The organism is Bacillus sp. ISL-39, assembly GCF_018613295.1.
GTDB lineage: Bacteria > Bacillota > Bacilli > Bacillales > Cytobacillaceae > Mesobacillus.
The window spans coordinates 1-20,630 of sequence record NZ_JAGGQM010000022.1; the positions used below are offsets into that span (position 1 = coordinate 1).

Annotated in this window: 24 protein-coding genes; 20 read left to right on the forward strand and 4 right to left on the reverse strand. The window is 37.9% G+C overall.

What is annotated here, in order from left to right; genetic code table 11:
- Nucleotides 1-410: 410 nt before the first annotated feature.
- Entirely contained in the window at nucleotides 411-713 is a 303-nt protein-coding gene (locus tag J7E37_RS15760) for a hypothetical protein (protein WP_215024992.1), read from the reverse strand.
- 312 nt (nucleotides 714-1,025) lie between these two features.
- Between J7E37_RS15760 and J7E37_RS15765 the strand changes: the two genes are divergently transcribed.
- The 10 genes from J7E37_RS15765 to J7E37_RS15810 all read left to right on the forward strand — a co-directional run bounded on the left by J7E37_RS15765 (nucleotide 1,026) and on the right by J7E37_RS15810 (nucleotide 9,044).
- The gene (locus J7E37_RS15765) at nucleotides 1,026-2,588 is read left to right on the forward strand and encodes a restriction endonuclease (RefSeq protein ID WP_215024995.1); all 1,563 of its coding nucleotides are present in this window, start codon (nucleotides 1,026-1,028) and stop codon (nucleotides 2,586-2,588) included.
- 473 nt (nucleotides 2,589-3,061) lie between these two features.
- The gene (locus J7E37_RS15770; RefSeq protein ID WP_215024998.1) at nucleotides 3,062-3,898 is read left to right on the forward strand and encodes a DUF2268 domain-containing putative Zn-dependent protease; all 837 of its coding nucleotides are present in this window, start codon (nucleotides 3,062-3,064) and stop codon (nucleotides 3,896-3,898) included.
- Between the two features lie 182 nt (nucleotides 3,899-4,080).
- A complete protein-coding gene (locus J7E37_RS15775; RefSeq protein WP_215025001.1) occupies nucleotides 4,081-5,376 on the forward strand; it encodes an IS110 family RNA-guided transposase in 1,296 nt (431 codons plus the stop codon).
- Between the two features lie 530 nt (nucleotides 5,377-5,906).
- The gene (locus J7E37_RS15780; RefSeq protein ID WP_215025004.1) at nucleotides 5,907-6,398 is read left to right on the forward strand and encodes a hypothetical protein; all 492 of its coding nucleotides are present in this window, start codon (nucleotides 5,907-5,909) and stop codon (nucleotides 6,396-6,398) included.
- 823 nt (nucleotides 6,399-7,221) lie between these two features.
- Nucleotides 7,222-7,440, forward strand: a complete 219-nt coding sequence (locus J7E37_RS15785; protein ID WP_215025007.1) for an SHOCT domain-containing protein — start codon at nucleotides 7,222-7,224, stop codon at nucleotides 7,438-7,440.
- 75 nt (nucleotides 7,441-7,515) lie between these two features.
- Nucleotides 7,516-7,764 carry an SHOCT domain-containing protein gene (locus J7E37_RS15790; RefSeq protein ID WP_251009703.1) on the forward strand — a complete coding sequence of 83 codons (249 nt, stop codon included), beginning with the start codon at nucleotides 7,516-7,518 and terminating at the stop codon, nucleotides 7,762-7,764.
- A 47-nt stretch (nucleotides 7,765-7,811) separates the two neighbouring features.
- Nucleotides 7,812-8,246, forward strand: coding sequence for a hypothetical protein (locus J7E37_RS15795; protein WP_251009704.1), 435 nt, complete (start codon nucleotides 7,812-7,814; stop codon nucleotides 8,244-8,246).
- A gap of 66 nt (nucleotides 8,247-8,312) precedes the next feature.
- Nucleotides 8,313-8,498, forward strand: a complete 186-nt coding sequence (locus J7E37_RS15800) for an SHOCT domain-containing protein (protein ID WP_214705856.1) — start codon at nucleotides 8,313-8,315, stop codon at nucleotides 8,496-8,498.
- Between the two features lie 19 nt (nucleotides 8,499-8,517).
- The gene (locus J7E37_RS15805) at nucleotides 8,518-8,796 is read left to right on the forward strand and encodes an SHOCT domain-containing protein (protein ID WP_215025011.1); all 279 of its coding nucleotides are present in this window, start codon (nucleotides 8,518-8,520) and stop codon (nucleotides 8,794-8,796) included.
- A gap of 14 nt (nucleotides 8,797-8,810) precedes the next feature.
- Complete coding sequence (locus tag J7E37_RS15810; protein WP_215025015.1) at nucleotides 8,811-9,044, forward strand: SHOCT domain-containing protein; 234 nt, start codon at nucleotides 8,811-8,813, stop codon at nucleotides 9,042-9,044.
- A gap of 52 nt (nucleotides 9,045-9,096) precedes the next feature.
- On the opposite strand, the gene J7E37_RS15815 is transcribed toward J7E37_RS15810, so the two are convergent.
- The gene (locus tag J7E37_RS15815) at nucleotides 9,097-9,462 is read right to left on the reverse strand and encodes a hypothetical protein (RefSeq protein ID WP_215025017.1); all 366 of its coding nucleotides are present in this window, start codon (nucleotides 9,460-9,462) and stop codon (nucleotides 9,097-9,099) included.
- A 118-nt stretch (nucleotides 9,463-9,580) separates the two neighbouring features.
- Between J7E37_RS15815 and J7E37_RS15820 the strand changes: the two genes are divergently transcribed.
- Complete coding sequence (locus J7E37_RS15820; protein WP_215025280.1) at nucleotides 9,581-10,210, forward strand: methyltransferase domain-containing protein; 630 nt, start codon at nucleotides 9,581-9,583, stop codon at nucleotides 10,208-10,210.
- Between the two features lie 248 nt (nucleotides 10,211-10,458).
- Here J7E37_RS15820 and J7E37_RS15825 read toward each other — a convergent pair whose 3' ends face one another.
- Nucleotides 10,459-10,740: an AbrB/MazE/SpoVT family DNA-binding domain-containing protein gene (locus J7E37_RS15825; RefSeq protein ID WP_215025020.1), complete on the reverse strand. Its 282-nt coding sequence runs from the start codon at nucleotides 10,738-10,740 to the stop codon at nucleotides 10,459-10,461.
- Nucleotides 10,741-11,135: 395 nt separating this feature from the next.
- On the opposite strand from J7E37_RS15825, the gene lgt reads away from it, so the two are divergent.
- Together lgt and J7E37_RS15835 are read left to right on the forward strand one after the other, a co-directional pair.
- Nucleotides 11,136-11,957, forward strand: coding sequence for a prolipoprotein diacylglyceryl transferase (lgt, locus tag J7E37_RS15830; RefSeq protein WP_215025022.1), 822 nt, complete (start codon nucleotides 11,136-11,138; stop codon nucleotides 11,955-11,957).
- Between the two features lie 78 nt (nucleotides 11,958-12,035).
- A complete protein-coding gene (locus tag J7E37_RS15835; RefSeq protein ID WP_251009706.1) occupies nucleotides 12,036-12,929 on the forward strand; it encodes a C39 family peptidase in 894 nt (297 codons plus the stop codon).
- Nucleotides 12,930-13,333: 404 nt separating this feature from the next.
- Here the strand turns inward: J7E37_RS15835 and J7E37_RS15840 are convergent, their stop codons facing one another.
- Nucleotides 13,334-14,827: a multicopper oxidase family protein gene (locus tag J7E37_RS15840; RefSeq protein ID WP_353050028.1), complete on the reverse strand. Its 1,494-nt coding sequence runs from the start codon at nucleotides 14,825-14,827 to the stop codon at nucleotides 13,334-13,336.
- Nucleotides 14,828-15,036: 209 nt separating this feature from the next.
- On the opposite strand from J7E37_RS15840, the gene J7E37_RS15845 reads away from it, so the two are divergent.
- From J7E37_RS15845 to J7E37_RS22505, 7 genes are all read left to right on the forward strand, one after another.
- Nucleotides 15,037-15,555: a hypothetical protein gene (locus J7E37_RS15845; protein WP_215025025.1), complete on the forward strand. Its 519-nt coding sequence runs from the start codon at nucleotides 15,037-15,039 to the stop codon at nucleotides 15,553-15,555.
- Nucleotides 15,556-15,576: 21 nt separating this feature from the next.
- Complete coding sequence (locus J7E37_RS15850) at nucleotides 15,577-16,434, forward strand: hypothetical protein (protein ID WP_215025028.1); 858 nt, start codon at nucleotides 15,577-15,579, stop codon at nucleotides 16,432-16,434.
- Between the two features lie 99 nt (nucleotides 16,435-16,533).
- Nucleotides 16,534-17,940 carry an MATE family efflux transporter gene (locus J7E37_RS15855; RefSeq protein WP_215025291.1) on the forward strand — a complete coding sequence of 469 codons (1,407 nt, stop codon included), beginning with the start codon at nucleotides 16,534-16,536 and terminating at the stop codon, nucleotides 17,938-17,940.
- Nucleotides 17,941-18,441: 501 nt separating this feature from the next.
- Nucleotides 18,442-19,827, forward strand: coding sequence for an exonuclease domain-containing protein (locus J7E37_RS15860; RefSeq protein ID WP_251009707.1), 1,386 nt, complete (start codon nucleotides 18,442-18,444; stop codon nucleotides 19,825-19,827).
- Nucleotides 19,828-19,975: 148 nt separating this feature from the next.
- Nucleotides 19,976-20,203 carry an ATP-dependent DNA ligase gene (locus tag J7E37_RS15865; protein ID WP_215025031.1) on the forward strand — a complete coding sequence of 76 codons (228 nt, stop codon included), beginning with the start codon at nucleotides 19,976-19,978 and terminating at the stop codon, nucleotides 20,201-20,203.
- Between the two features lie 19 nt (nucleotides 20,204-20,222).
- Entirely contained in the window at nucleotides 20,223-20,408 is a 186-nt protein-coding gene (locus J7E37_RS15870; RefSeq protein ID WP_483297219.1) for an ATP-dependent DNA ligase, read from the forward strand.
- On the forward strand, nucleotides 20,344-20,529 hold the full coding sequence (locus J7E37_RS22505; RefSeq protein ID WP_215025037.1) for an ATP-dependent DNA ligase: 186 nt from the start codon (nucleotides 20,344-20,346) through the stop codon (nucleotides 20,527-20,529). Before J7E37_RS15870 ends, J7E37_RS22505 begins: the two co-directional genes overlap by 65 nt.
- Nucleotides 20,530-20,630 lie beyond the last annotated feature (101 nt).

The window sequence follows — 20,630 nt, forward strand, 5'->3', positions numbered from 1 at the left end:
CTTTGATCCTAGAAGGATTAACGCTTATTTTAGAATTAACGCTTATTTTTGTGATGATGTTTCAGATATTGGTAAAGGTATCTGTAATAAGGAATTAGGGTTTAGGAATTTTCGATTACTAGGCAGCAACCACATGTCCATCAAATTAAGACTTAGTTAAGCCCAGTTGAGAGTAGGATATAACGCTAAGCAACCTTCCACATGTGTTAGTCGCTCCAATAATGTGAATCACAAAAAACGTCCGTTTTGAGCAATTTTTTGCTTAAGCAACTGTTTTCATTTTCCTTCACATGCTCTGATACTTTATAAGAATTATATACGATGAATCTTTTCAAAGTGATCCAAAGACGTACACATTACCCATTTAAATGACAAGAAAAATGCTTGAATTATCAAGCGTTTTTCAAATACTAAACTGAATTGATTTTGAAGGGTATTTCTTCTTTATAAGCCTTCTCATATTTTTCCGCAATTTTCTGCTTTTCTTCATCAGTATTAAAAGGAATATCCCCACCAACAGGTATTACAGTGTACCAATTTTCTTCTTTTAAGTATTTTGTGGCAATTGCCGATTTACCTGGTAGTTTAGCGGTGAACCATTTATAACATACTGACATAAATTTCTTTATTATTACCAAATGCAGGGTCAATAATTTTGAGACATATAATGGAAAACACATTACGATAGAATACGAAGATATTATTGGTAACAAGTAAAAACCTGAATATGTACTACAATTACAATCTGCCAATATGGTTGCTACTACCACTTACAATGCAAAAGCCTGGTTATATTAGATAATAATTTTGTTGAATGGGAAAGATTAAATTAGTAAATTCCTTTATTATTCAAAAGTCGAAATCAATTGAAGGATATAAATATATTAAATCCAATGGGCATCTGGTAATTAACTGATGCTTTTTTGTTTTTAAAAATTTCTGTGAATATTCCAAAATTTGTATATTGATTCTCGTTATATTACTATTTATTTCAATAATAGGTGATTCGATGAGGGGAATTGAATATGGCATCACAGTATCCTTACCAAAAAACCATCTCCAACACTCATTTAGGAGTTAGCAAAACTATAAAAGGCAAAACTTCGGTTGAGTTAGATAACAAAGTAAAAGAACAAAAGGAAAAGTGGAAGATACAAGTGGAGAAATTAAAAAACAAAAATAAAGAGGAAAAGGATTTATTGAAAGCCGAAGCACTTACAAAGGAAGCGAATCAGTTAATTAATGATTACCGAAACTTACTTTTAAACTCGGCAAAAATAAACCATGCAGTAAACTGGGACAACCTTTTAATTAAAAGCGAGTTTGAACCATTCGTATTTAATGATGTTGCACCAAAATTAGAAGAGTATTTTAAGAAGCACAAGGTACCAGGCACATCGTTTTGGGAAGATCTCTTACCATTTATAAAAAACTCCCGTCTTAAGATTGAGGAGGCTGCCAGATTAGATTATGAAAGAGAATATCGCCTCTATAGAGATAAGAAGGAAAAGTTATATCAAAAATACCTAGAAGAGAAGTCAATTTTTGAAGCGGCTAAAAACAACCATAATGAATCAATTCAAAACATTAAAAATGGTCTTATTGAAGGGGAAAAACATGCAGTTTTTGAACATTGCGATTTAGTCATAAGGAGAGCACCTTTACCGACCAGCTTTAATCCAAAGTTTGAGATTGATTATATAAAGCAACTGAAATCCTTAATTGTTGATTATACGCTTCCCACGCCTGATAGGATGCCAAGAGTTATTGAATACAAATACATCAAAACTAAAAAGGAAATCACTGAAAAATTAATGAATCAGAAAGAATTAGATTCTTTTTATGATCATGTCATTTACCAATTGTCGTTAAAGACAATCCATGAACTTTTTAGTAGTGATACTCATAACAACATTAATACCATTGTTTTTAATGGAATTGTTCATGGGACAAGCCCAGCTACTGGCAATGATTTTACGTCCTGCATTATAACTCTAAGTGTTGGGAAAGAGGATTATCAACCTTTAAATTTAGAAAGAGTGAACCCTAAAGAGTGTTTTCGAAAGTTAAAGGGTCTTTCAATTGGTGCATTAAAAGACATGGCACCTGTGAAACCCTTTATGGAATTTACAAAAAACGAAAATAGATTTGTTGAATCCAAAGACATTTTAATAGGGGTGGAAAATATCCCAAATATCTCTAAAATGCCCTGGGAAGACTTTGAGCATCTAGTACGTGGTCTATTTGAGCGAATGTTTTCTATTAATGGGAGCGAAGTAAGAACCACAAAAGCGAGCAGGGATGGCGGAGTGGATGTAATTGTCTATGATCCTGATCCAATTCGTGGAGGAGTATTTGTTGTACAAGCTAAAAGATATAATAATGTTGTACCAGTTTCCGCTGTAAGGGACCTTTATGGAACCATGATTAATGAGGGTGCTGCAAAGGGATTATTAGTGACCACTAGTTATTTTGGAAATGATAGCCATAAATTTGTGAAGGACAAGCCTATTACCCTAATTGATGGTTCATATTTAATGGAACTTTTCCAAAAACATGGTTATACCGTAAAAATAGCCAATGAATAAGAGTCACATTTTGTTCACTACAAAGACATTACAAGAAAGAAAATCCAAAAAATAATATGTGTGAACGTTTCTGAATGGTGGGAAAAAACCCACCATTTCTTTTTATTAACCCGTTCGGTTGATAGGGAGAAAACACGAAATAACACACCTTTTAGAGATGGAATTAGCACGCTAATTCTCATCTCTTTTTTTCGTTGATATATCAATGGTTTATGGTGGTTTTATAGGTTTTAGCAGTGGAATTAGCGCACTAATTAGCATAGTAAATAACAGGTCTACAATAATTTTTGTACACCTGTTAAAATGGTCGCTAATTAGGTTGTTAAAAAATATTTATGAAGTAAATTTATAACCCTGTTTCTACTAATTTATTTATAAGAATATTTTGTAAATATGTTATTCTATAAATAGAGTTTGTTCAACTAACGATGCAGGATAGTGGAGTAAGGCTATAGCAATTTAGGGGGGTAACGATGCAAGTACATAGCGGACTGAACTCTTTTTTAAATGTCATTAAAAACTTGGAAAATAACCAAAGTAAAGAGGAAGCTTGGCTGAACTATTACAAAGAGTACAAAGAAATCTTCGATACTATCTTTGCTAATTTGTATATGACAGATATAGAAAGAATAAAGCAGGATATAGTTCCCCATATTGACTTTTATTATTTAGCTAAACAGGCAAATAACAGTTCACTGGTTTTAGACCAGGCAGAGGTAACTGAAGTACTGAAAAAGGCTGCTGATTACTTTAAATTTACAAAAGAATTTGATGTTTATATGTTGGTCGGTTTTGGACACATAGATGGAACGGCATTGCCCGCTGCATCCAGACCATTTTTATATTTAGGTTTGGAAAGACTATCGAATATAGATATTAAGAGATTAATACAGCACGAATTTAATCATCTGGTACGTTTTGATTCCTTGTTAGAGGATAATTTGACGGTAGGGCAGTTAATTATAGCAGAAGGTCTTGCAACTTTAACTCCCTTGATTATGAATAAGATGGATTTTTCTCATAGTAATCTTCAGAAAATGTTGTTTTTAGATGACCAACAATACAATCTTCTAAAAGAAAACATTCATTTGATTGAGGAAGACATTAAATTAGATTTCGAGAAAAATATAACTCCATCTCTTATGGAAAAATACTTTATGCTAAATGAGAATTTGAAATTCGGCAAATCCGGCTACTTTTTCGGGATGCAAGTGATACTAACACTATTGAAAAACGGATGGGAGCTAAGGGATTTAACCTTTTTAAACACAAATTTAATTTGGAATGAATATCAAAAATTGAAATATTGAAAGAATACTTAAAAGCGTACACGATGGCCAAATTACAATATTGGTTTCTTTCACTAACGAAGCAGCATTCCTGTAATGAAAGAAAATGGAGTTTGTATAAAAAAATAGCCTCTTGGTAGAATGAGAGAGTCCTGAAGCTGGCCAGCGAAAAGGACAAAACTCATATACCAGGAGGCCGTGTAATGAATTATAACCAAAATGATAAAATTGCTCAAATTACTTCTCAGACTTTAATTATAGGTGTTGATATTGCGAAGTTCAAACATGTCGCACGCGCGCAGGACTATAGAGGTATGGAGTTTGGATCACCTTGCTTTTTTGATAATACCAAGCAAGGATTTCAACTTTTCCTCGACTGGATCCTTCAACTTAAAAAGGAACAAGAGATGGAACAAGTGATTGTAGGCATGGAGCCAACCGGTCATTATTGGTTAAACCTAGCTCACGTTCTGAAAGAACATAAGATAAAGTTTGTAGCTGTTAATCCGTTACATGTAAAGAAAAGCAAGGAACTCGACGACAATTCACCGACAAAAAACGATGTGAAAGATGCCAGAGTTATTGCACAGCTGGTCAAGGATGGTAGATACGCCGAACCTACGATTCCACAAGGAGTTTATGCAGAACTCAGGGTGGCGAAAAAAATTCGTGATCTACTGACTGATGACCTTCAAACCGTGCAGGGGCAGATTCACAACTGGATCGACCGATATTTTCCCGAGTTCTTGACGGTTTTTAAAAGCTGGGAAGGGAAAGCAGCCCTGCAATTTTTAAGGCTGGAAGCCTTACCACACGAATTAATTGGCTATTCTGATCAGGATTTATTGGTTCATCTAAGGAAAGCAGTTACCCGAAGTGTGGGACTGAACAAGATACAAGAGTTGAAGCGTGCAGCGACAGAATCAATCGGGCTTCGCCAGGGCACAGCTATGGCGAAACTTGAGTTGACTACACTGCTAGATAAGTATGATTTAATCCAGATGAAATTTGAAGAATTAGATTCAAAGATAGATAACCTTATTGAACATATCCCTGGTGTACAGCAAATGTTGGCAATCAAGGGTGTAGGAAGAGATACAGTTGCCGGTTTCTTCGCCGAAGTGGGAGATCTACAAGAGTACTCCCACCCTAGACAAATCATCAAACTGGCAGGGTTGAGCTTGAAGGAAAACACTTCTGGTAAGCATAAGGGACAAACCAAGATAACCAAAAGAGGCAGGAAGAAGCTAAGGGCACTCCTGTTCAGGGTGTGTATGATCATGGTTGCCAAGAACCAAGCTTTCAAGGCTTTGCATATCTACTATACCCAGCGTCCCGATAATCCGTTAAAGAAGATGCAGTCGTTAATCGCCTTGTGCAATAAGTTGATTCGTATTTTCTTTGCCATAGGCAAAAAACAATTTGAGTTCAGTGAAGAAAGAATGTTAAAGGATATCCCTCATATGAGAGAACGAATTGAAGTTAGAGCGGCAGCTTAATTTGGTGGCAACTGTAGAGTAGCAGGTAGGTTTTTAGGCTGAAGTACGTCATATATATTTGAAGCACGGATTAGTCAGCAAAGCAACTAAACTTCGGGCATGGACCCTGTGGAGCAGCATGACTGACATCCACCTCATGGAAAGGTTGGACGAAGGAATTTGAGAGCGAAGACTCTGTGAGGCATGGGAGGGTTGACCTCCATGAGAAATGTGGACATCCACCAGTGCGATCATAAAATACCATAGCCACCAATTATTGTAAGTTAGTGGTAGAACGGGTATTAGATCTTTTTGCTTTTGAAGTCCAAATTTATCCTCGTAAGATAAATCCAACCATAATGACGATATTCATGACTGAAATGGCTACTAGTGAAATACTGTGAAAACCAGAGAAATCGGGCGTTTTGGCTTCTTTTATTGAGGGAGATTAGTTGAAACCAGAATGATATAATCTTCACTAAATCAAGACTCATTAATTAACAAGTGTAAATCTACAATATTTGAAGCATTTCTGTTAGGGTGTGAGAATTATGAAGATAGAGGACAATGTGTTAGAAAGAATAAAGAACATAAAATGGTTTGAAAACTGTGGAATGCAAACAAACACGGAGATAAATATTCCAGTAACTTATGTGAATTCTTGGGTAGAGGCTAAGGAAAGCTACCAAACCACAGAATGGGAAAATACAACTTTAGAGGCAAGTAATGAACTAACTAGTTTTTTACATGATCGGTGCAAACCTCAATATTTAAATTGGAACCAACTTGCAAGAGAGGTTAGAATGTATATTGATGTGGAAGTATTACCTGAAATTAACATAATAAAAGAGAAGCATAATTTAGACCAAATATTTATTGATTGTATAACTTGGGATATTTCACACGCAATTATGGAAGCGACATATAAAAGATGTAACGTTAGAAAGAAATTTTTCCTCGATTTACTATCTATATATGAATCCGGAAACTTTCCTTGCGGTTGGAATGGAAAATGGCCAGAAGGAACGTTATGGGTCTATTAATGATTGCAAATGAAACCATAGAGCTTGATTTTATCTTATGGTTTTTTCATTTAAAGTTTGTGAAAGATTACACTTAAACTAACGGGTGCTTTAGCGAAATAAGATAATACAAAAAAGGCTTAGAGTTGAAAATAACTCTAAGCCTTTTTGCCAGCGAAATATATTGTGGTTTGTGTTGTGAAATTTCCTGCTATTTGCCGTGCGATTTAACGTTTTGCACCTCACAAGTAAACCCGTTAAATTATGAATGGCGAGTTTAACTTTTTTTTATACAAATAACGATGCACTTCAACTGTCATTTCGGCATGTATTTTTAGGAAACTACCTCTAAACGGAACCCTTTAGTTTTTTAACGGGTCTAGCTTCTTATGACTTCAATGTAGCAGGAAAGAAAAATGGTTAATGTAGATCTGTAAGCCCAAGGTGATAACTTGCTTGTAGTCCAACCATTAATATAATTTGGCAAAACTCGTCCAGCCTATTATATATTGGGCGGTTCTTTCAACGATCCCAGTGAGGGGGAAAGAAGTTCAAATAAATCATTTAGATAAACATGGATATATTCTACTAGATCAATGGATAGAGTGAGGGGGCTAACAGGTAGGTTGATTACATCCCAGTAGCGCCCAACTTTTTATTACAAAAAGTAAGTTATTCAGTTATTCCGGGAACAGCCAGAATAGTGAGGACAATAAGTACAATCGATATAATCTCCTATATTTGATGTTCTTTATAATTTTTTCACTCTACATACTTTCTCCATGATTCGCTTTTATATTTAAAGCATAGAAACAAACATCATCACTAGAAAGGAGGAGCTAGCATGATGGGACCTGGTTTTGCAACAGCTGGCTGCGGACCGTTTGGCTTACTTATTGGTTTGCTGTTGATTGGTCTCCTGATCTACTTGTTGAAGAACAGGAAGAAATCAGATGGGGCGAACTTGCCTGATAAAGCAATGGAACAATTGAAGATGCGACTGGCACAAGGGGACATCACCCCGGAAGAGTACCAGAAGATGAAAGACATTGTTTCAAAATAACATTTTTCACTTCATACTTTCTACAAATTTTTAAGAGAGTATGAAAGTATAAAGAAATGGAAAGGAGAGAAGGAAATGATGATGGGACCTGGGTATGGTTACTTTGGAGGCTTCGGGATGGGAGGTGGTTCTTTAATGATGATAATAGTTTTCCTGGCAGTTGGCTATCTGCTGTATCTGGCTTTCAACCAAAATAGAAGGAGTGAACAAACGCTTCCACTCCAGCAAGTGAACAATCAAGCAATTGATCTTGCCAAGGACAGGTTGGCAAGAGGAGAAATCACTGTCGAAGAATTCGAGAAAATGAAAGCAAACCTTTTATAAAAAGTTTAAAAAAACCTTATAAAAATAAAAAAATAGGAGTGTTTACTATGATGAAAAAGACAATTATTACTGGCGCATTAGCAGCAGCCCTTATCGCAACAGGAGGTACAGGATTGTATATGGCATCCGCGAAGGAAAATGCAGTTAATCCTGCTGATTTTATGAAGGAACAGGGAATTGATTTCAAGAATATGGCTAACATCATGGGTGAAGGCAACTTTGAAAATATGCAGGAGTTCATGGGTGAGCAGGGTGTAAATATCGATGAGATGAATCAAATGATGGAATCAGGAGGTTTTGATGATATGCAAAAATTCATGGATGACCAGAATATCAACTTTGGACAAATGAAACCATATATGCAGGAAATGCATCCTGATTTGAGCACTAAAGACCTTGAGGATATGTATAAAGGGATGCATGGCACAGGTGGCGCATCTAACAGCCGGAATTTCCAGGGTATGGGGAACACGGGCTTATAAAATCCCTTCGAGGGCCGGTTTTCTGGCCCTTAATACCAAAATTCAAAATTCAGGAGGATTGGAACAATGTTTACACTGTTGATCTTGGCAATAGGTTTTTACCTTTACAAAACAGGCGATTTACAAAAATTCTTTAGGAAGATGGGTACTCACGTTCCAGATCATAACTCAGCCAGACAAATCATTGATTTGAGGTATGCTGCAGGCAAAATTACCGAAGAAGAATACGTTAAACTGAAAAATCTCATTTAATATAAAGGAGTAATGACAAATGATGAACGGTCACATGGGTTCTTTTATAAATGGATATAGCGGTCCATCAGGCTTCACCCAGTTTGGAATGATGCCATACTTTAACTCGTCTACTTTAATTTTCCTTATTCTAATTGCAATTGGAGTATATTTTCTGATGAAAAACCAGTCTTTACCCAAGGTGAATTCAGGGAATATCCAATCAATAGAAGCAGAAGAAATGGCAAAGTTAAGATACGCAAGAGGAGAGATCACCTTAGAAGAATTCCAGCAAATTTTAAAAACGATTAAATCGTAATCGAGGTGAATGAAGTGATTACTCTTATATTAGCAGCCATAGTCTTATATTACTTATTGAAGACTGGAGATCTGTTCAGACTGACCAAGAGGACAAGGAAACTGATTGTTGACCTTATGTACTCTTTCAAAAAGCAGAAGCAAGATTCAATACAAAAGGAATCTCCTGCTGAAACCCTGAAACTTCGTTATGTCAAAGGCGAGATTTCTCAAAGTGAATATGAAATGATTTCTAAAAACCTATTCTAAAAGAAAGCTGCCAAACGGCAGCTTTTTTATTCATCAGTTTTAATGATTGTTTTTAGAAAAGCGAAACAAATCCCCAACCTGCTGTTGCAAATAGAGTGATGAGTCCTAGTGTCAGACCAATCAGTTGCCTGTTTCCCTTTTTCTGTTGATTTAAATATTCTTTGTAATCGATTTCCCCGCGTGCAAACTTGAGTCCGATTTCATCTGGCTCAATTCGGTACAGCTTACCACCCTTATCAGCCAGTGCGATTTTTGAAATCACTCCGTGGTTCTCAGCTGGAAAGGGTTGGCCTGCTTCAATGGCAAATCTGCCTTCCCCAATCAATTCAATATACAACGGGCGATATACTGTGAATTGAACGATTTGTTCGGCGGTATAGTATGATAGCTGGTCGATATTATGATGAGAAACACACATTTTTTTCACCTCATTAAAATTATATTATAAAGGTTCAAAAATGGAACTAGAAATACCTTTATTCATTCTTTGTGCACAGTTTGCCAGTATAATGGTCACTAATCCGTATTCAGAGAGGATGGTATCATTGAAACAGGAATTAAATGAGAAAATTAAAAAAAGATACAACCGAGTTTCAAAGATTTATGACAGTATGGATAAGATGATTCGAGAAGATTGGAGGAGGGACTTGTTGGCTGGTGCATATGGTGATGTCCTGGAAGCAGGGGTAGGTACTGGGGCGAACCTATCTTTTTATCCGAGTAGTATTAAGTCCTTGATTGGAGTGGATTTCAGCAGCGATATGTTAAATTATGCAAAACAGAAAGCTTCACAACTTAATGCGCCTTATAAAATGGAACTGATTGAGGGTGACATCCAGGAACTGCCCTTTTCGGATAACGGCTTTGATACGGTAGTATCTACCTGTGTGTTTTGCTCTGTACCAGACCCGGTGTTGGGTCTAGAAGAACTTAGAAGGGTTTGCAAACCGGACGGACAGATTCTTATGCTTGAGCATATGAGAAGCGAAAACCAGGCGGCAGGACTTGTAATGGATTTCCTGAATCCAGTAACAGTGAGAATGTGGGGCGCAAATATAAACCGGGAGACAATGGAAAACATTAAAGCAGCAGGATTGTCTGTTGTTGGCGAAGAAAGACTAATGGGGTCAATAATGAGAAGACTGTTGCTTTCTCCCAATAAATAGATCTATATAACAAAAAACGGTTCAAGAACCGTTTTTTGTTTGTGTTTCTAATTTTTTACGACTTATTCCTCAATTGACTATTTGTGTTAGGAAAGCGAAACTCTCCAATAAATAGGATATGCCACCCCTGCTATAAGGTAAGCATAGTAGAGAATATGACGGTAGAATTGACATTTCTGTGCCTGTCGAGATGTACAGAAGTCGTATTCCTTTTAAAAATGCGTTAGTGTTTTAGCATTGAGCTTTAATCAAATTTTCTTAAGGTGAATTTTGTTGTTGGAACTTACCTCCATTTCCAGGGAATTTTCCCCTTCCCAGTTTAGCAATTTACGTAGTTCACAAGGTATCGTTAAGTTACCATTATTTAGTGTTGCCTGATTTAAGTATTTATTTTCGTGGTCTTTCTCAATAACAATAGTATCTTTTTCGTTATAAATATAAAGCACTTGACCATCTTCAATTCCGAGTTTTTGTGTCACTTTCTTCGGTATGATGATTTGGCCATTATTATAAAGTTTCCTGATTAGCATGGCTTCTCACTCCAATTAAGGATATTCACTCTGTGCTTTTCACAAAGTTTTATTAACCTAGGGTAACGAATAAATGAGAAGAAAGTATGCAGGAAGTTTATGCACATAAAAAAATCGGCAATATATTAAGGAAAGTTCAATCCAAGTTGAGAAGAATGATTAAATATCCTTAGTTATTGCACAAAGTTCCTCTAACATGTAGGTGGTTACTTCTTAATCTCCCCTGGAAGAAACGGTCCGCATACAGCCGTTTCTTCATTTATAATCAGCTAGCACAATTCTATCTTTCCAGCTAATGACGATTAAGGGAAAATCAATGTTCTTTGTTTCCCTCCATACAAAATCCATAAATACAAGGTATGATGACAGAGAATGACATAGAAGAGGTGAAATAGATGGGAAACTTTGAACCAATTAATCGAATAGCATTGGAATTAGGCCCTATCACTATTTATTGGTACGGCATAATTATCGGCTTTGGGATTTTCTTAGGATGGTTACTCGCTACAAAAGAAGCAACAAGAAGAGGGTTGCACCAGGATGTCTTTTCAGATTTGCTTCTTTGGGCGATCCCGATTTCTCTCCTTAGTGCTCGGTTATATTACGTAGTATTCAAACTAGATTACTATTTGGATAATCCAGGACAGATTCTAGCAATCTGGGAAGGCGGCATCGCCATCCATGGAGGATTGATCGGTGCGGTAGCAACCTCGATAGTTTACGCACGAAAAAAAGAAATTTCTTTCTGGCAGCTCGCTGACATAGCTGCTCCTAGCATTATTCTCGGGCAGGCCATTGGTCGATGGGGAAACTTCATGAACCAAGAAGCGCATGGAACAGAGGTCACAAGAACCTTTCTTGAAGATTTAATGCTTCCAGACTGGATTATTAACCAGATGTATATAGATGGAGCGTATTACCACCCAACCTTTTTGTATGAATCATTATGGAATCTTTCAGGTTTTTTTGTACTCCTTGCCATCAGAAAGTTTGGAGTCAAGCGGGGAGAAGTTTTCCTTTCTTATCTCATTTGGTATTCAGTAGGCAGGTTTTTTGTGGAGGGATTGAGGACAGACAGTCTAATGGTAACTGATGAACTAAGAATTGCACAGGTCATTTCACTGGTTTTGATTGGCCTTTCTCTTTCACTCGCCTGGTATCGAAGGCGTAAAGGATTGGCAGGTGAGTCATATAAAGAAAGTGCTGCTAATCAGTAGCTTAAACACATATCATACCCCCCCAGACTCCCATAGAGATCTGGGGTTTTAATTAAAGAATACCAAAAAGATAAGAAAATGACACCCTGCATAAATTCTCCTAAATTTAATGGTAACATGGTTGAAAAATTTACAGGCAGGGGGAGTACAAAGATTAAGAACGTTATATTGAGGCATGCAGTCATTATGGTAACTCTCATAATTGCTTACCAAATCGCTTATACATTTATTCTTTATCGGAACGGTGAATCACTTGATAAGGTGTTGGCAATGCGAGGGAATGTTGTAAATCAAGCAACTTCAATGAAGGAACCGTATGAAAACGAGGGACCAATAAAGGAAAATGTGATTGTAAGAATAAAGGATAAAGTGCTTCTTGACGCACCGGTGGTTAAACAATTCCCGGAACTTCCACGAGGATGTGAAGTAACTAGTCTTGCAATGTTGCTTCAATACAATGATATTGATGTGGATAAAATGGAATTAGCTTCAGGTATTAAGAAGAATCCTGTGTTGCTCAAAAAAAGAGAGGGTGTAACTTACTGGGGACATCCAAACGATGGCTATATTGGGGATATGTATACCTATAAGAAACCCGGGTTTGGTGTTTACCATAGACCAATAGCTGAGCTAGCAGAAAAATACTTACCTGGTAAAGTAAAGGATATAACGGGGGCTGACTTTTCCGAAATTAATACCTATTTATCTTTGGACCTTCCCATATGGGTGGTTATTAATACAACCTATAAGGAGCTGCCGGTCTCTTATTTTGAGGAATGGATAACGCCATCAGGACCTGTATCAATCACCTACAAAGAACATTCCGTGCTGATTACAGGTTACGACGATAAATATATATATTTTAACGATCCTATCACGGGAATAAAAAACAGGAAAGAACCATACAGCAGTTTTAAGGAGGCCTGGGAGCAAATGGGCAAGCAGGCCATAGTCATTTTTCCTGATCCTTGATTTCCGAATAAGTGATAATAAGATGAACACAATTTTAATAAGCTGTTTTGTAAATATGTTATACATAAATTAGAACAGTATCTGGTTTTCTTGATTGAATCAATTGGAACAAACAAAAAGCGATAATATCTGTTACAGATAAAATCCACCTATTAATTTTAACGAAATGTAATAAATGTGTAATATGAATTGCACACTATGTGCACGTTGACTCGTTATTATTTAATTGCTAGGACACCCCCCCTTTTAATATAGATTACTTCCTATGCATGAAAGGCTGTCGTTTAAAATGCGACAGCCTTTCTGCTATAGTTGCGTTATTTGCATAGGTGCGAATCTGAGATGCATAAACCCTAAAACAGTGGTCAACCAAAAGGCTCCGGTAAATCACCGGAGTCTTTTGCCTATTCCACATTAAATTGCCCCATCATCCCTGCGTCTTCATGCTCGAGGATATGGCAATGGTACATGAATAACCCTTGATGATCAAATGTTGCAATTGCTCGGACTTTTTCTCCAGGTGCAACCAAAATAGTATCCTTCCATCCGCGTTCATTTGGCGGCGGGGGATTCCCATCACGATCAAGGATCAGGAATTGGGTTCCATGGCCGTGGAACGGATGAGCCATGCCCATATTATTACCCATCATGCCCATTCCTTCATTCGAAATTTCCCAAATCTCGGTATCATGAAGCTTAAGTTGCTCGTCAATGCGATTCATGTCCATCTGTTTGCCGTTGATGCTGACATTACGGCCCATTCCTGACATGACGAATTTCCGAGTACGTGCAGCCATGGTTTCATCTGGATCTGGAATGTCAACCAATTTTGATGGAACATTATTTGGCCCTTTTTCCTCGCCCGTGACGATGAATTTCATAAATGAAGTTCCCTTATCGGTCAATTCCACGGTTTCTCCCTCTTCTATTTCTGAAAAATCAACAATCAACTCAGCACGTTCTGCAGAACTTAAAATAAGCTTGTCCATTTCTACGGGTTTTTCCAGGAGTCCACCATCTGTCCCAATCTGGTAAAATTTCTGATTGTTGCTCAGTTGGAATTGATAAATCCGTGCATTGGAGCCATTTAGCAGCCGGAAACGGACCTTGCCTTTAGGAACTTCAACATAAGGATTAATGGCTCCATTCACCATTATTGTATCTCCATGCAGTCCCATCATGACATCGTGCATGCTCAAATCATAGGTAAACTGACCGTTTTCATCGAGCTGTTTATCCTGGACTATTAATGGTATATCATTCACCCCATATTCGTTAGGCAGATCCAGGTTGTCACTATCCTCATCATCAATTATAAATAGACCAGCAAGTCCTTTATATACGTGTTCGCCAGTTTCATGGAGCAGATGGGGGTGATACCATAAAGTAGCAGCGTTTTGTTCAATTTTGAATTGCGGATTCCACGTCGTTCCAGGCTGGATGCCGGAATGAGGGCCGCCATCCTGGTCGCCGTCAACTTCTAGTCCATGCCAATGGACCGTGGTTGCTTCATCAATCTCATTTTTCACCTTGATCGAAACATCATCTCCAGTTTTTACACGAATCACGGGTCCTAGGTAATCGCCATTATATCCAAACGTATCTGTTGGTTTGCCTTCTATAAACTCCATAGAACCTTTTTGGGCAACAAGAGTGAACTCTGCTTTTCCTGGGTCCGGATTCTCGTCTTTTAGGATGGGGGGAATGGGAAGAAAGGTTCCTCCATCAGCGAATGAGTCATTCTTCATATCTTCAACCTCTCCGTTATCGTTACCCATCATACCACCGCCTTGTCCTGGCATATTACCGTTCATCCCACCAGTGCCCCTCATAAAAAACCAGCCGCCAGCAATGACCAGAATCAATATGACTAGTGCGGCCAAAACAAATTTTTTCACCTAGCTTTTTCTTCCTTTTTCGTCTTATCTAGTTTTCACATGATTGCATTATTACATTCTCATAATACCTCCGTGCATATTTTATAAGCGCCAGTTTTTAATTGCAATTATTAGGGTTACTGTAGTAAAATGTGCATTTTCTATGGAGTTTAGTTCTAATAACCTGTGGTAAAAATATTAAAGAACCGAAAAATTAAGGAGGAATGAACATGTTTTTACCAGCATCGGACCTGGGGTTGATTGCAAGTCACCTACCTGCCCATGACGGCATGATAATGAAAGTGAAGCTTATGGCAAGAGAGGCAAAAGATGAAAAATTAATTAAATTACTAAATACCAAATTAGGAATTTTAAGAAGCCATGTGCGCATCATGATGGATATGCTCGATTCTCAAAAAAGCGATTTTGAGAAACTTCCGGATTTCAATGAACTTCCGCAAGGTCAGCTCGAAACTACATCTAGAGGATCACAGCAGATGGACAAGCATATCGCAATGGAAATTAAGGCTTCGACAGAGGCAATGGCAAAGGATAACTTCGTCTCAGCTCTTAAAATGAAGGACCCGCAGGTCAAACAGACTCATATTGAAATGGCACTTCAGCAAGTAAAGCTGCTTAATATGGTTACTGAATTCCTGAAGGAGATTGAAGCAGATGTAACGCCTATGGGTACGCCAGATGAACAAAAGAAAGTCATGAATCATTTCAGTCATATGATGGAAGAATAGATTTTGATTGGAGGTCGAGAGATGAATACTGAAAATGAACATAGTACTGTAAACAATCATGACCACAGTCAGACCAGCAGTATGACTAAAGATAGTAGCCAGTCCAGTCGAACACCACATGACAGTCATGAACATCATCAAGAAAATAGCATGATGGACTCCCATCAGGGACACACCGACCATAAGGAGAACATAGCAAAAGTACGGGTTGATTGGACCTCAAACCCTCATACGGTCAAAGTGGATCAAGAAACAGAAATTTTTATTGACATAAAAGATTTCTCCGGGAAGGTTATCGAGACTTTTCAAGCTGTGCATGAAAAAGAAATGCACCTACTGGCAATTAAAAAGGATTTATCTGTATTCCAGCATCTTCATCCGCATTATCGTGGGAAAGGCAGATTTCAGGTGGAGACAACCTTCCCAAAGGCAGGGGAATATAAATTTTATGCAGATTTCCTGCCGGAGGGGGCAAATCAGCAGCTTGCATCTCATGAGCTTGTCGTAAACGGTTCGGAAACTATGGAAGAGGTTGTTCCCGACAAGCTTTTGAAAAAGGAGATGGACGACCTGACAATCGAGCTCATTCTCCCAGAAGCGAAAGTGGATGAGCATATAAGTTTGATTTTCACTCTAAATGATAAGAATGGAAACCCAATTACTGAACTTGAACCATATCTTGGTTCTGCAGGACATGTGGTGATTGTCAGTGAGGATATGAATGAATTTCTCCATGTCCATCCAGTAGATGAAGACACAAAAGGACCAGATGTTGAGTATATGACCAGCTTTCCCCAAAGTGGATTGTATAAAATTTGGGGACAGTTCAAGTACAAACACAAACTTTATACGGTGCCTTTTGTGATTGAAGTTAAGTAATAGGCATCAGTACAGCAATGGCACACAGAATTGTGTGCTATTGTTCAATTTTCTAGTTAAGGAGGTGGAACTGTGAAGGATATTGAGGGGAAAATTGTCATGCCGCAAACGAACAAAGGAAGATTAAAAATTATCACGGTGCTTGCTATTCCCGCAGTCATCGAAAATTTTTTCCAGACGATCCTCGGCTTTGTCGATACATACTTTGTATCAAAAATCGGTCTGGCAGAAGTTTCGGCAGTAGGGGTCACCAATGCAGTCCTTGCGATATATTTTGCGTTATTTATGGCAATTGGGGTAGCGGCCAATGTAAGGATTGCAAACTTCCTTGGTGCTAACCTTCCGGAAAAAGCAAGGCATATATCACAGCAATCAATCGTACTTGCTGCCATATTTGGAATTTTAACAGGGCTCATTACCTTGATTTTCGCTGAACCGCTGCTGAAACTGATGGGAATCGAGGCAGAGGTTCTCGAGGCCGGTGCCCTGTATTTCCGGATTGTTGGGATCCCTTCGATTGTGATGAGCTTCATGTTTGTATTAAGCGCTATCCTGCGGGGAGCAGGCGATACAAAATCGCCGATGAAGGTAAGTATTGTTATCAATATTGTAAATGCAGTTTTGGATTATGTCCTTATCTTTGGTTTTTTGTTCATCCCCGAAATGGGCATCGTAGGAGCAGGGATTGCAACCGTAATTTCACGATTGATTGGCAGCATTGCGCTATTTTACTATGTCAATAAAACAGAAACCCTTACCTTCAGAAGAGATTACTGGAGGATTGACAGGACACATTTAATGGAACTGACTACTCTTGGAGCCCCAGCTGCAGGCGAGAGACTAGTCATGCGTGCCGGCCAAATCGTCTATTTTGGTTTCGTCGTTGCCCTTGGTACCAATGCATTTGCCGCTCATCAGATTGCCGGCAATGTTGAAGTATTTTCCTATATGATTGGATATGGATTTGCTACAGCCGCCACAATTTTGGTTGGACAGCAAATCGGTGCGGGAAATCTTGAAGAAGCCAAGCATTATGCCAAACTATCCACCTATCTCACAGTAGGAGCGATGACCTTGCTCGGTGCCTTGCTCTTCTTCCTTGGTGATTGGGCTGGCAGCATTTTTACCGACGAACAGCAAGTTATCGATGATATAGGTACCGCATTAAAGATTTCGGGTATTTTCCAGCCGTTCCTCGCTGTATTAATGGTACTTACAGGAGCATTCCAGGGGGCAAATAACACGAAATTCCCGATGTACCTGACTGGATTCGGTATGTGGGCGGTACGAACCGTACTTGTCTATCTTCTTGGAATCAAGCTGGGCTGGGGACTTGCGGGAGTATGGATAGCAATCGGAGCCGATATCGCATTTCGTGCAATAGTATTGGTAATCCAATTCAAACGTGGAAAATGGATGGCACTCGAAAAGGCACCAGACCCAGAGTCGCACTGTCATCCCCAAACGACAAAAGAAACCATGTCAGCCTGCGCGAATAATTATTAATAAGGAGCATACAGTTGTCAATCTGTATGCTCTTTTTTTAGGTAACACTATTATTAAAGTGAATTTAACCTTTATTGCGATGGTGTTATTACTTAAAAAGGGGTTTAGTTTAAAATAATAAGCGTTTAGACCAATTAATTAACTAGTAGATGAGGCAGCCCGGATTGAACTGTTTGATGAAGTAATCCCTATAGAAAAGCTTCAGACGATTTACAACAGCTTAAAGATTGATGATATAGACAGGGTGAAGGGAAAGGAAAAATTGCATATATGGATGAAGGAGAGAGTATAAAAATCACCTTCTTGCCAGGTGATGATCCTGTGTTTAATGAGTATTACTTTGCAAAAAATTATTGATTATTAGAAGCTATCAGAAATAACACAGCTTTTGTAACTATTGAAAAATCGTCCTATTAGTTAGGACGATTTTTTTATTAAATTAGCAGGTATTTCCATTAGGAATATCGAACTAATTATCGATGTATAGGAGGTTGATGACAAATGAAAGAAGGAAAACTTTATTTTTTTGATTATCCTGACCCACATCGTCCAATAGAATGTAAGTACGTCACAAGTATCGGTGGAATAAACAATTATCACGTGAAAAAAGAAGACGCGCTGTTATATTTTTTTGATAACGGAGTCACTACATATCAGTTTTTAACGAAAAAAGAAGAAAACTACAAAAAGAATGCAAAAATCATGACCTATGAACTTGTGCAGATTGAAAACAGGGTAGGTACTTTACTGTATGATTATGAGCATTATGTAGATGAAAACAATAACGTGAAAAAACGCAAAGCCTTTGTCTGGCGTTTCGTAGGATTTGGCAGAAGCTGCTTTGCACCAACGAAAGAAGAATTGATTGAACTGGTAAGAAAACAAATCCATGAATATCAAAACGATTCGGATGGTCGTGGATATAATACCTATCCATACTATACAAGGCATTTTCGTCCGAAAAAGGAGGTAGGTGTAGGGATGGATTTCGTTGCGTTTGATTTTGAAACTGCCAATCGTAACCGTCATAGCATCTGCTCTGTTGGAATGGTATTTGTAGAAAACGGTGTGATTTTAGATTCTATTTATGAACTCATCAATCCGGAGGAAGAATTTGATTCTTATAATACACTAATCCATGGAATAAGAGAGAGCGATGTAGCGAATGCTCTTACCTTTCCTGTGTTTTACGAAAAGATTAAAAGCAGGATCGAAAATAAACTGTTGATCGCTCATAATATGGCTTTTGACGGGTATGCCCTGCGTGACAATTTAAGACGGTATGGAATCACACCGGTTAATCATGACCTACTATGTTCATACCAGCTCTCAAAAAGACTGGTCCCTAACCTTCCGAGTTACGGGATAAAACCGTTGTGCCAACACTTTCAACTTAGTTTAAACCAACATCACCACGCCCTTGATGACGCAAAGGCGTGTGCTGAACTGATGATGTGCTTAATTAAAAATTATGAATTACACAGTTTAGATGCTGTTTATGAAAAAACATCTATAAAACCAGGAAAAGTATCGCTTGAAAACTACTTCTCCCCAGCACTAAGCCGAAATGGAGAAAAGTTGGATTTGCGTTCAATTGAAGTAAGCAATGAAGCAGATTCGGAACACCCATTGTTCGGGAAGAACGTTGTATTCACGGGAAAACTGTCCGTGTTTTCACGAAGAGAAGCTGCAGTATTGGTAGGGAAAAAGGGCGGAACACCTCAAAACGGAATCAACAATCAAACAGATTATATTGTACTAGGCGATTTTGAGGATGTTATGATCAAAGGAAATAAATCTTCAAAGTTAATAAAAGCTGAAAAAATGATAAATGAAGGAATAAATATCGAGATTGTGAGTGAACAAGATTTCTTGAAAATGCTGTAAAGTAAATAAAAGAGTTTGAAAAGACAAGATGGTCAATTTCTTGTCTTTTTATTATTTGTGCAATATTGTTAAATCAAAAATTACCAGGTAAGTAGGTCGTCTTATCATGCTACTATTACGTTGAGTGGTTCTTAAGTTTGTTGCACCCATGCTTTTGCACAAATCCAATCATCCATTTGATGATGATAAATATATAACAGAGTTGAAGCTGGATGGCTTCCGGCTCATTCTTACTAAGTTTGAAGATAAAGTCCGTTTATACCTTCGGCATAACAATGAAGTGACTTCAAAGTTCCCGGAACTACATCAGGTAGATATCCCAAAAGGAATGGTTTTGGATGGACAAATTGTTGTGACGGACAAACAAACAAGGTAAACCTGATTTTGAAGCCATGATGGAACGATATATGTCACGTCGGTCTCACCACATGGTCCAATACTGTGTATTTGACGTCATTTACCACAAAGGAAAGAAAGTGACCCAGTTGCCTTTGGTAGAGCGTAAAGAGCTTCTGGATGCCATTCTGGAGCCTACAGAGGCAATCACGAAGGTTCAGTGGATGGTACGGCAGGGGAACTGATTATTTTAACCTAATTAAAGAGCAAGGACTTGAAGGAATTGTCTTAAAAAAGGCAGATGCAAAATACCAGATCAATAAAAGGTCGAACGACTGGCTCAAAGTCATCTTAACTATACTATAATATTAAGAGGATACTATGTTTAAAGTGTAACATGTATTCTCTTTTTTTATACAAGAATGAATTATTAAATTTACCTAAAAAATAATGTACAGTATGTATAT